Source organism: Candidatus Competibacter denitrificans Run_A_D11 (genome assembly GCF_001051235.1).
GTDB lineage: Bacteria > Pseudomonadota > Gammaproteobacteria > Competibacterales > Competibacteraceae > Competibacter_A > Competibacter_A denitrificans.
The window spans coordinates 28,101-38,503 of record NZ_CBTJ020000032.1 but is presented as its reverse complement, the minus strand read 5'-3'; the positions used below and the strand labels follow the sequence as shown (position 1 = coordinate 38,503).

The 10,403-nt window shown below is 45.1% G+C and carries 9 protein-coding genes; 4 read left to right on the top strand and 5 right to left on the bottom strand.

The annotated features are described in order from the left end of the window. Window positions 1-60 precede the first annotated feature (60 nt). Window positions 61-1,518 carry a class I SAM-dependent methyltransferase gene (locus tag BN873_RS06805; RefSeq protein WP_048672076.1) on the top strand — a complete coding sequence of 486 codons (1,458 nt, stop codon included), beginning with the start codon at window positions 61-63 and terminating at the stop codon, window positions 1,516-1,518. 36 nt (window positions 1,519-1,554) lie between these two features. Here BN873_RS06805 and BN873_RS06800 read toward each other — a convergent pair whose 3' ends face one another. From BN873_RS06800 to BN873_RS06785, 4 genes are all read right to left on the bottom strand, one after another. After that, window positions 1,555-2,577 (bottom strand): glycosyltransferase family 2 protein, encoded by a 1,023-nt coding sequence (locus BN873_RS06800; protein WP_048672074.1) that lies wholly within the window; start codon window positions 2,575-2,577, stop codon window positions 1,555-1,557. An 85-nt stretch (window positions 2,578-2,662) separates the two neighbouring features. Continuing rightward, window positions 2,663-4,597, bottom strand: a complete 1,935-nt coding sequence (locus tag BN873_RS06795; RefSeq protein ID WP_082161135.1) for a glycosyltransferase family 2 protein — start codon at window positions 4,595-4,597, stop codon at window positions 2,663-2,665. Window positions 4,598-4,620: 23 nt separating this feature from the next. After that, window positions 4,621-5,370 carry an ABC transporter ATP-binding protein gene (locus tag BN873_RS06790; RefSeq protein WP_048672069.1) on the bottom strand — a complete coding sequence of 250 codons (750 nt, stop codon included), beginning with the start codon at window positions 5,368-5,370 and terminating at the stop codon, window positions 4,621-4,623. 2 nt (window positions 5,371-5,372) lie between these two features. Continuing rightward, window positions 5,373-6,185 carry an ABC transporter permease gene (locus BN873_RS06785; protein ID WP_048672067.1) on the bottom strand — a complete coding sequence of 271 codons (813 nt, stop codon included), beginning with the start codon at window positions 6,183-6,185 and terminating at the stop codon, window positions 5,373-5,375. A gap of 20 nt (window positions 6,186-6,205) precedes the next feature. On the opposite strand from BN873_RS06785, the gene BN873_RS20045 reads away from it, so the two are divergent. Genes BN873_RS20045 through BN873_RS06775 form a run of 3 tightly spaced genes read left to right on the top strand, consistent with a single transcriptional unit; the run spans window position 6,206 to window position 9,413 of the window. After that, a complete protein-coding gene (locus tag BN873_RS20045; protein WP_139031659.1) occupies window positions 6,206-6,436 on the top strand; it encodes a hypothetical protein in 231 nt (76 codons plus the stop codon). Window positions 6,437-6,459: 23 nt separating this feature from the next. After that, window positions 6,460-7,488 (top strand): MraY family glycosyltransferase, encoded by a 1,029-nt coding sequence (locus BN873_RS06780; RefSeq protein WP_071244047.1) that lies wholly within the window; start codon window positions 6,460-6,462, stop codon window positions 7,486-7,488. Beyond that, window positions 7,485-9,413, top strand: a complete 1,929-nt coding sequence (locus BN873_RS06775; RefSeq protein ID WP_048672064.1) for a polysaccharide biosynthesis protein — start codon at window positions 7,485-7,487, stop codon at window positions 9,411-9,413. The genes BN873_RS06780 and BN873_RS06775 overlap by 4 nt, the downstream gene beginning before the upstream one ends. 63 nt (window positions 9,414-9,476) lie before the next feature. Here the strand turns inward: BN873_RS06775 and BN873_RS06770 are convergent, their stop codons facing one another. Continuing rightward, window positions 9,477-10,286 (bottom strand): cytochrome C assembly family protein, encoded by an 810-nt coding sequence (locus tag BN873_RS06770; RefSeq protein ID WP_320411704.1) that lies wholly within the window; start codon window positions 10,284-10,286, stop codon window positions 9,477-9,479. Window positions 10,287-10,403: the final 117 nt, after the last annotated feature.

Here is a 10,403-nt window from a genome sequence, read left to right as displayed (position 1 = left end):
TGCGGCAGCCTGATGGATAGAGCGATTTGTGAGTGATTTATTTTTCTCTTGGAGAATTGGATGTTGCTAGATCCGCAGAAAGATGCGGCTTTTACGGCCCAGATGGAGGCAGCCTTTAACGAGGTTTTCCTGAATGCCCATTTGAGCAAGCTGGATCGTGAGTCCGCTGAAGGCCGACTTGCTGTCGAGAATGCGGTATTCAGACGCTACAATCAAGCCACTCAATACGCAGTGCCGTGGGTCAATCGTACCACTCCGCTAGCGGGTTCCCAGATTGTCGAAATCGGTTGTGGGTCTGGCTCCAGTACGGTGGCTTTTGCGCGGCTAGCTGGGCATGTGGTCGGTTATGATATTGACGCTGCCCATGTGGAGGGAGCGCGGCTCCGTGCCCAGATGCTCGGCTTGAGCAATGTTACCTACCATGCGGTGACACCCGACCAACTATTGAGCCAGATTTGTCACCGCCACGGTGAAAACAGCGTTGATATTGTATTGCTTTATGCGGTTCTTGAGCATTGCACGAGCGCTGAATGCCTGGAAACGATTCAGGCGAGTTGGAAGCTACTCCGGCCAGGCGGCCATCTGGTAGTCATTGAGACACCTAACCGGCTTACCTATATGGATGTTCACACGACCTTTCTGCCATTTTTCCACTTGCTGCCAGGTCCCATTGCGCTTCGGTATTATCATAGAACCCAGCGCCAACGCATCATCAAAACCCTGGATGAGGCCATCCGCATATCCGAACAAGCAGCGGAGCTGGAGCGAATCCGGCTTGGTACCGGCATTAGCTTTCACGATTTCCAGATCGCACTCGATATTGAGGATCTTGGAGCGGTGCTTGCGGCCGATGGCTATGAACCCGAGATGCAGGTGTGGTTTCCGATTACGCTTGAAGAACGTTTGCTGCAAACTTTTTTTCTGGCGCGCGATCTTCGTATTCCGGTCGGTTTTGCTCGATTCGTTCTGAATTTGATTTTTCGAAAGCCTGATGGTGCTACTGTGCCGGTTGAGCCTTTGATTCCATTCGCATCCCGGACTCCGTTTCTCACTAACTATTCTGATATTTGCGTGAAAGTGCCAGTGCAGCGAGAGCAACGACTACAGGAATTCGATAGACTTGAAAAAATTGAACTGACAGTTACCCAAGATAATGCAAATTTACTGGTAGGAGCGCATCAGGTCGATATCACATCTGCTGATGATCATATCCGGCTACATGCTCATGGAAATGATCCGTATCTCTATCTGCCATCCCTTGGTGCTTCACTGCAAAGGTCAGTTCTAAAAATTGATATAGAGGCTCCGAGCCATTCCGTTCTCCAGGTTTTTTATATGCTTTGCGATCAATCTGATTATGCTGAGGAGCAATCGGTTCGTACATCTATTTATCGTGGCCACAATACATTACTAATTGAGTTACCTCCAGGTGTGACCGGTCGGCTACGCATCGACCCTGGCGAGGTGGCTGGCGAGTATCACCTTTACCAAATAGAGTTACGTAGTGCTATTGGTTAAAGAAATAGGAGATCCCCGGCAAGACTTGGGGATCTCCTATTTCTTTAAGAATAGTTCTTTTAGAGCATTTCTAAGATAAGTTCGATCATAAAAATTATTACTTACTCGTGAACTAACTTGGTTGGGTGTAATCCTTATATTTTCCATAGTATGTGACCGCTTTCTTTTCATGGTTGGAATACCTAAAAAAAAATCCCGATATAGATACCATATGATCGTAAATTTCCTTTTCATAATGTATCGTAATAATATGGCGCAATGCACCATAACTATCCAAATACTATTCTTTAGCAAGAAGTATATTGGTATATTCTTAACTAATACAAATAGCGAATTACGAATACCATAATATAATACGAAATCACTGTTAGGACCACCGCTACTTATGGAGCCTTTATGAAAAATAACTGCATCATCAGCATAAGCTGAATGATATCCCAGTAAGGTGGCACGCCATGCTAAATCGGTATCCTCAGCATAACAAAAAAAATAGTCATCAAAATATTCCCCAGTTGATTGATAAATTTGGCTAAGGAGATTGGTGGTGTAGAGAGCACAGCCCCCACAAGGCCCTAATAAAGGGTCATCTAGAGATTTGCGATTAGAAGCCAATCCGCACTTGTAAAATGTGATGCCTAAGTTATCAACGAGAGTCGGTTGGTGATATTTCATCATCCGTGCTGCTACCATCTCGATGTTATTTTTTTTATCAATCTTTATTAACATTTTATTTAAAAAATCCGGCTTAACTACCGTATCATTATTAAGCAACAAAATGAATTCATAGGAATAATTTTGAAAAATTTTTTCTAACAGTCGATTGTGAGCGCCGGAAAAACCATAATTTTCAGGAAATGGAATCATGTAGATACGTTTAATATGACTAGCTGCATAGCTAGATAACTGGGCTACCTCATTAATTCCTGAGCCATTGTCGGCTAAAAAAATATCAAAGGATGGTTCTGCCACATGCAATAAAGAATCTAAACATTCTATAGTATCAAAGGCTCGACGGAAATTGACTATCAGAATAGCCACTTTAGGTTCTATAATCGTCATTACAAATTATCAGTTAAAAGTTTAGCTTGATTTATTTAAATATAAATCACCTAATCCAAATTAGGTACTAAAATTTTTGTAAAATTTATGCGGGGTTTATTGGTAACCTATTGATCCGGGGAGGCCAGGAGAGATTAAAATCTTCTGTCTCTAAAGTTAAATTAGGGTTATAAGCAGGATCTTTAAGTAAGTAGTCTCCCCATTTTTTCTGCATATAAGCCATTTCTTTTTCTGATCGAAGTATTTTTTCGGCTGTATCATCATAACCACGGCTGGCAGATTCATAGTGGTAAAGCTCGGCATAAGGGGTCCAGATGATCCTTAAACCTAATTTGGTCAATTTGAGGCATAAATCAATATCATTGAATGAAACTGCCAATTGTGCTTCGTCGAAGCCGCCAACTAATGTGAAATAATCCTTGCGTAATACTAAACAGGCACCAGTTGCAGCAGAGAAATTTTGTATTAAATTAGCCCGCCCAAAATAGCCAATATCGCCTTTAGTAAGGCCCTTATGTGCATGATTAGCGACTCCGCCAATACCTAATATGACTCCACCATGCTGTAGAGTATCATTTTTATACCAAAGGCGTGCTCCAACTGCTCCGATGTTTGGTTGTAGAGCATGGCTAACCATCTCCGCTAGCCAGTCATGGTTAATCACTTCTACATCATTGTTAAGTAAACCAATCAATTCACCTTGTGCATACTTGATTGCCATATTATTGATGGCTGAATAATTAAAAGGATAGGGGTAATCTAGTACCTTGATTTTTTTTAGAGTATGTGATTTCTCTAAGTACTTAAGAGTTTTTTTATCATCGCTATTATTATTGACAATAATTATTTCATAAGCTGAGTAGCTTGTTTTTTTGATGATACTTTCGATGCAGGGGCTTAGTAATTTAAAACTATTATAGGTTGGAATAATCAAAGTAACGAGTGGTAATTGTTCAGGTAATTGATATCGAATTCTAATATACAAATGATCTGTGCTCTGCACTGCTTGCGCTTGAATTTCTTTCCGTTTTAAATGATCATTAACTGCATTTAAAGCAATTTGTACAGAGCTTTTTATTTTTTCAGTATTATCTTTGTTGGTAGTAGTAATTTCACGGCAATGATAGAGTATTCGAGGTATATGCTGTATTTGTGATGATTTAATTTTTTCAATTGCCCTAAGAGCCAAATCATACTCTTGGGCACTTTCGTATCCTTCTCGAAATCCGTTTAACTCACGCACCAGGCAAGTACGATAAACCCCTAGACGACTGAGCAGATTGTAGGGATAAGATAAAAAAAGATCTGGGTTCCAGTCCGGCTTAAAAAAAGGCTCTTTACGTTTTCCACTTTCGTCGATCTTATCCTCATCTGAATACCATAACATGCTTTCAGGGTGGCCAAGAATATCTAAAACGATCCAGAAAAGAGCATGAGGAGCGAGCAAATCTTGCTGGTTTATGAAGGTTATGAATTCGCCCGTTATGGTTTTTAAAGCTGCATTAAAGGCAGCTATTGAATTATTATAAAGAGCATCTCCGGAAACTAATTTGACCCTATAGTCCTGTGCTATGTATTCGTTCAAAATTTCAGAGAGACGATTTTGTGTATCAGCGCCTTCAGCGATATATAGCTCCCAATACGGATAAATCTGTGCAATCACCGATTCGATAGTAGCACGCAGCCACTGCTCTTCAGCATTTGAAACGCTCATAAAGATTGAAATCAGTGGCTTTGAAGGCCAACTTTTTATAATTTCCTGTAAATATTCAGATTCTTCAGGAAGTAAATAATCGTATTTTTTTATCCATTGAGTGTAATTATTGCTAAGCTGGTTGCTTGATTCATTACAGCCAGTTTGAGATACTGTTCTTTTATATATCTGATAAGATGTTGTATGTTTGGTTAGAAATTTTAAATGGTGGTGCGCTAATAATATAAGCCTTCTTTTTCTTTGATAAGAAAAGAAAGGTATTTTGTAATAAAATTTGAAAATTAATATTTCAAGATAGCTATTCATATTCTTTCTGTTGATAAGCTCTACTAATCAGCAGGATGATCTTTTTGTAGATATTGGTTGAGGATATCGTCAACAGGGCCTGTATTTTTAACCAAGCCATGTTCTAGCCAAATAACGTGGTTGCAAAGGTTTTTAATTGAATCCAGGTTGTGAGAAACAACCAGGATAGTTGAACCATCATTATGGTATTGTAATATCCTTTTTGCTGATTTTTTTTGAAAGTCAGTATCTCCTACTGCTAAAATTTCATCTATTATTAAAATATCTGGTTGAGTATCAGTGGCGATGGCAAATCCTAATCTTGCCACCATTCCGCTTGAGTAGGTGCGAATTGGGGCATCAATGAATTCACCAATACCAGAGAATTCCATAATACTTTCTAAACGATCTGCTATATTTTTTCGGCTGAATCCCAGTATGGCACCGTTTAAAAAAATATTTTCTCGTCCAGTTAATTCGTAGTCAAATCCGGCCCCAAGCTCCAATAGGGGAGCTATACGGCCTTCTACATAAAGCCGCCCCTGATTAGGGCGAATAACTTGTGCTATTACTTTGAGTAAAGTGCTTTTACCAGCACCGTTCGACCCTATAATCCCGACTGTATCACCCTTCTTTACAGAAAAACTTACATTATTAAGTGCATTAAAGTAGGTATAGCTTACTCTTCGCCTTTTTAGCCAACGAATTGCATATTCTTGGAAGGTGGGTATTTTTTCGTGTGGAACCCGAAAAGATATTGTTACATTTTCGAGTTGTATAATATTATTATTCATTGTTAAAGGCGGTAAATCACTTGATCAGCTTTATTAGTGAACAGAGTCCAACCAACAATTAGCATGATAGTTGCTAATATTATGGCTTTTATAATAATATCCATATCGGGTAGTGTATTGTTGTATATGGGAATACGAAAAATATCGATGAGTGGAATTATGGGATTCCATATTAAGTATTTCCCGATTTCGGTTGGAAGAATCGAAGGCGGGTACATGATTGGGGTTAGAAAAAATAGTGCTTGGGTTAAAACTTGATAAATATCTACGGTGTCGTTAAAGAAGACGGCGGCGGTGGATAGTAATAATGCAAAACCAAGAGTGAACATTGTTAGGATTAGAATACTAATCGGTAGGAAAAACCAACTTAGAGTTATAGGATGATTGAGAAAAAAAATAATGATAGCTAAGGAAGCAATTGAAACTAATAAATTAATTAAACCGTTTCCTGCTGAGGCTACAATATAGGTAGCTCTGGGAATATAAATTCGCCTAAGTAACCCCCCGCCTTGGGTCATGGAGACCATCGCGTATTGAGTGGTTTGAGTAATATAGTTCCAAATCAGTAAGCCACATAATAAATAAACTGCATAATTAGGCAGTGATGATTTAAACATTGTTCCAAAAGCGATAGTCAGAACAATTGTTTGTAGCAGCGGATTGAGTAGCATCCAAAAAATACCGAGCGTAGACCGCTTGTAACGGCTCTTGAGGATGTTTTCTATAATTAATATGACCAAATCACGATATCGAATGAGTTGAAAGAATTCGTCAATAATGAGGGGTGGTCGCTTGGCTGAGTCATATTTAGGCATATTGAAAGGCGGTCTTCTGGATGGAATTCATTAAAGCTGGTGATTCTTCCAGCCTAAGCCATTGTGTCAGTTTAACTATTTTTTGTGGCTCGCCCACAAGATCTTTTCTTTATAAATATCATAATATGAACGGTATCAATCGTAATTCTCGCCATATTGCTATCGCTTGGAATATAAAACACGCTGAAATAGACTACTACCTGAGAGAATTAATTTGTGAGCGTATCAAGAAAGTCAATCTTGTAGCTTAATTGGTTGTATAAAGATACTAAATATGTTGATATCCAATATTTTATTTACTTTTATTGTAGTGATCGCCCTTGATGTCATTCTGGTTCGTGTGGGGTCTCTGCTTCGGATCTTCGACCACCCTAATGTTCGCTCCCTACACAAGCTGGCTGTGCCCCGTACAGGGGGCATCGCCATGCTTGCAGGAATACTGGTTAGTTCTGCCCTGAGTAGAGGGATAGGATTTTACCCATTGTCCGAAACTAAGTTTTACCTGCTATTGGGGTTGACACCACTGGTGATTATTTCATTTCTTGATGATTGCCGGAATATTGCCGCCAAGTGGCGCATCCTAATCCATCTATTAGCATCTGTCAGCTTATTGGCTGCAGGTCTGGCCCCTGGCAACCTAGAGTTACCTGACTTGACCTTACCGCTGGCCTCTTGGGTAGCTATCTTCATTACCCTGCTGTTTGGGGGCTGGATGATCAACTTATACAATTTCATGGACGGCATAGATGGTTTCGCAGGCGGCATGACCTTGATCGGTTTTTCGACGCTGGCTTGGCTTGGGCGGGCGGATGCCACTTTCACTGATGTCTGCTTGATCGTAGCGGCAGCGAGCGCCGGTTTCCTTATTCACAATTTTCCACCCGCAAAGATCTTCATGGGAGATACAGGCTCGACAGCCTTGGGATTTCTGGCAGCAGCTTGTACTCTTTGGGGTAGTAAGGCTAACTTGTTTCCGCTGTGGATAGCGATTTTAGTGTTCTCTCCGTTCATCGTCGATGCTACCGTAACCTTGTTGCGTCGGCTACTCCGAGGAGAGAAAGTCTGGCAAGCTCATCGGTCGCATTATTATCAGCGATTGGTCCTGCTCGGTTGGGGGCATCGCAAAACGGTTCTTGCAGAATATGTGCTGATGCTGGCTTGCGCGGGGTCAGCGGTGCTAGCGATGGAACTACCACCGGCTGGCCAAACCTGGCTACTCGTGATCTGGGTTTTCATTTATAGCCTCCTGATCTGGGGGGTGGGGCGATTAGAGCGGCGTCATGCTACAGTATCGGCCCCGTGAAGCTCGAACAATTCCTGAATTTACCTCCTGACGTTCGCCGATTGTTGTTAGTCGTCGGCGACGCGCTCGCAGTCCTTGTCGCGGTCTGGGCCTCTTTCGCGATCCGCCTGGGTGACTGGTGGCCAGACATGCTACAGGATGTGGTGTGGCTGTTTCTGCTGGCGCCCGCCATCCTGATCCCTATCTTTGCAGGGGTTGGCCTCTATCGGCCGATTCTGCGCTATGCTGACGAAAGTTTGCTTTATACCATCGTCTTCGGGGTAAGTGTCGGTATCCTAGCGATGATGGCGGTTTGGGTCTTTTTGCGTGAAGGGTTAGTACCGCGCTCGTCTTGGGTGATCTGTTGGCTGGTGTTGACGGCGTTGGTGGGCGGTGGTCGGCTACTACTGCGCCGTTATTTACGCCGGCGGTTTCGGTCCAATACCGCCCGCACCCCAGTGATCGTCTACGGTGCGGGTGAGGCGGGTGCTCAACTGGTCAATGCGCTCCGCTACGGCAGTGGCTTTGAACCGGTGGTGTTCGTTGACGACAATCCGCGTCTATGGGGTAGCGTGGTCCTGGGTATGAAGGTTTGGGCGCCCGCCAAATTGCATCGCTTGATCACTCGTCACGAAGCCAGCCTGATTTTGTTGGCATTGCCTTCCACCTCCCACCGCCGCCGCCGGGAAATCCTTGAGATGCTAGCTGGCTTGCCAGCACGGGTCATGGCGTTGCCGACCCTGGGTGAATTGACCAGTGGTGCGCGGCGCATTGACGAATTCCGCGAAATCGACGTGCAGGATATCCTCGGTCGTGATTCCGTACAGCCCAATGAAGCTTTTTTGCGGGCGCGAGTCACCGGTCAATCGGTTATGGTGACTGGTGCCGGTGGTTCCATCGGCGCCGAGCTGTGTCGGCAGATTCTGGTATTGCGGCCTCGTCGATTGGTGCTACTTGAGCGATCCGAATTCGTGCTGTATAGCATCGAGCAAGAGCTGAATGCGATGCTGGACAACATGGGATGGCCACCCATTGAATTGGTGCCTCTATTAGGTTCGGTGCTCCATCAACAGCGGTTACAAGGGGTGATGGAAAGTTTCGAAGTGAGAACGGTCTATCATGCCGCTGCCTACAAACATGTTCCTATTGTCGAGCGTAATCCGCTCGAAGGAGTCTATAACAACGTTTTCGGCACCTTACATGCCGCTCAGGCCGCTAGCGCCGCGCAGGTTGAAACCTTCGTGCTGGTTTCCAGCGATAAAGCAGTGCGCCCCACCAACGTCATGGGCGCCACCAAGCGCTTAGCCGAACTCATCTTGCAGGGTCTGGCCGGGGAGGGGGGTGGCACTCGGTTTTGCATGGTGCGCTTTGGCAATGTCTTGGATTCTTCCGGTTCGGTGGTTCCCTTGTTCCGCGAACAAATCCGTAAAGGTGGGCCAGTGACGGTGACGCATCCAGATGTAGAGCGCTATTTCATGACGATTCCCGAAGCAGCGCAGTTGGTGATCCAATCAAGCGCGCTAGCACAAGGCGGTGATCTGTTTTTGCTCGATATGGGCGAAGCGGTTCGCATTTTGGATTTGGCGCAGAGAATGATCGCGCTGTCCGGTTTGACGATCCGCGACGACTCCCATCCTGAAGGTGACATCGAAATTCAGTTCACGGGTCTACGCAGTGGCGAGAAGCTGCGCGAAGAGTTATTGATTGATGCCGACGATTTACCGACGGAGCACCCGATGATTCGTCGTGCTCATGAGGAACATCAACCTTGGTCGGCGATCAGCGACTGTCTAAAGCGGTTGGATGCTGCCGGGCGCAGGTTCGATTATCCTCTGGTGCGCCTGATCTTGCAGGAAGCCGTAGCGGAATATCGACCAGAAAATGGGATTGAAGATTGGGTATGGCGTGCGGAAAGCCGCAAGACCGTTACCGAGCTAGCCAGTTAGCAACCATTGATCTGGACTTGCCGCAGCAAAAACCGAAAGAGTTAGAAGCCAAGCGAATCCAGCTTAATAGCGCCGCAGAACCAGCTCTAAGACCAGCTTACTACCAAAGAACGCTAGCATCAGAAAAACGAAACCGCTCAAGGTCCAGCGAATGGCCGTGCGGCCGCGCCAGCCAAAGCGCCAACGGCCCCAGAGCAACACGCCAAAGACGCACCAGGCGATCAAAGAGAGGACTGTTTTGTGTGCGAGGTGCTGGGCGAACAAATCTTCCAGAAAGAAAAAGCCGCTGATCAAGGTACTGGTCAGTAGGACGAAGCCGATTCCAAGCATCTGAAAGAGCAGTGTTTCCATCGCTGTTAGCGGCGGAATTGCGCGTAGAAAACCGCCAGGTTGGCGGTGGCGCAAACGGTGATCCTGGATGGCCAGCAACACCGCCTGAACGGCTGCTAGCGCCAACAAAGCATAGGCGAGGATAGCGATAAGGATGTGCAGTTCAAGCGGCCATTGGCTGGGATCGGCGACGATGCGCTGGGACGGAAACAGTAGACCGAGAATCAGCGTCAGCGCGCCAAACGGTAACACCAAGACCCCAAGGTTTTCGACCGGGCGGACCAGCGCGACCGCTAACATGACCCCGCTGATCAGCCAACCCGTCAAAGACAGCGCGTTGAAAAAGCCAAGATTTAAGCCAACAGGTTCGAACACCGTGCGTGATAAAACCATCGCGTGCAGGATAATGGCTCCCCAAGCGAGAGCCAAAGGGCGGCTTCTGGGCCAAACACCGCTATCGCCGGCGTGCGCCAGCCGCAACGTTAACCAACCTCCGGCCAGCAGATAAAGGGCGACTGCCAAGCTACCGATGACCGCGTTCATCATGTATTCCGCGACGTGAGCGTTTTTCCAGAGGATAATGGCACGGAACGGAAGTCGCTTAAAGTACGTTAGTGGCTTCGATGGCTCTCTTGGCCAATTTCCCTATAATCCATACAT

Bases quoted from the DNA above. Each gene is read 5' to 3' on its own strand.
- BN873_RS06805 (WP_048672076.1), top strand. From the start codon at position 61: ATGTTGCTAGATCCGCAGAAAGATGCGGCTTTTACGGCCCAGATGGAG.
- BN873_RS06800 (WP_048672074.1), bottom strand. From the start codon at position 2,577: ATGACGATTATAGAACCTAAAGTGGCTATTCTGATAGTCAATTTCCGT.
- BN873_RS06795 (WP_082161135.1), bottom strand. From the start codon at position 4,597: ATGAATAGCTATCTTGAAATATTAATTTTCAAATTTTATTACAAAATA.
- BN873_RS06790 (WP_048672069.1), bottom strand. From the start codon at position 5,370: ATGAATAATAATATTATACAACTCGAAAATGTAACAATATCTTTTCGG.
- BN873_RS06785 (WP_048672067.1), bottom strand. From the start codon at position 6,185: ATGCCTAAATATGACTCAGCCAAGCGACCACCCCTCATTATTGACGAA.
- BN873_RS20045 (WP_139031659.1), top strand. From the start codon at position 6,206: ATGGAATTCATTAAAGCTGGTGATTCTTCCAGCCTAAGCCATTGTGTC.
- BN873_RS06780 (WP_071244047.1), top strand. From the start codon at position 6,460: ATGTTGATATCCAATATTTTATTTACTTTTATTGTAGTGATCGCCCTT.
- BN873_RS06770 (WP_320411704.1), bottom strand. From the start codon at position 10,286: ATGAACGCGGTCATCGGTAGCTTGGCAGTCGCCCTTTATCTGCTGGCC.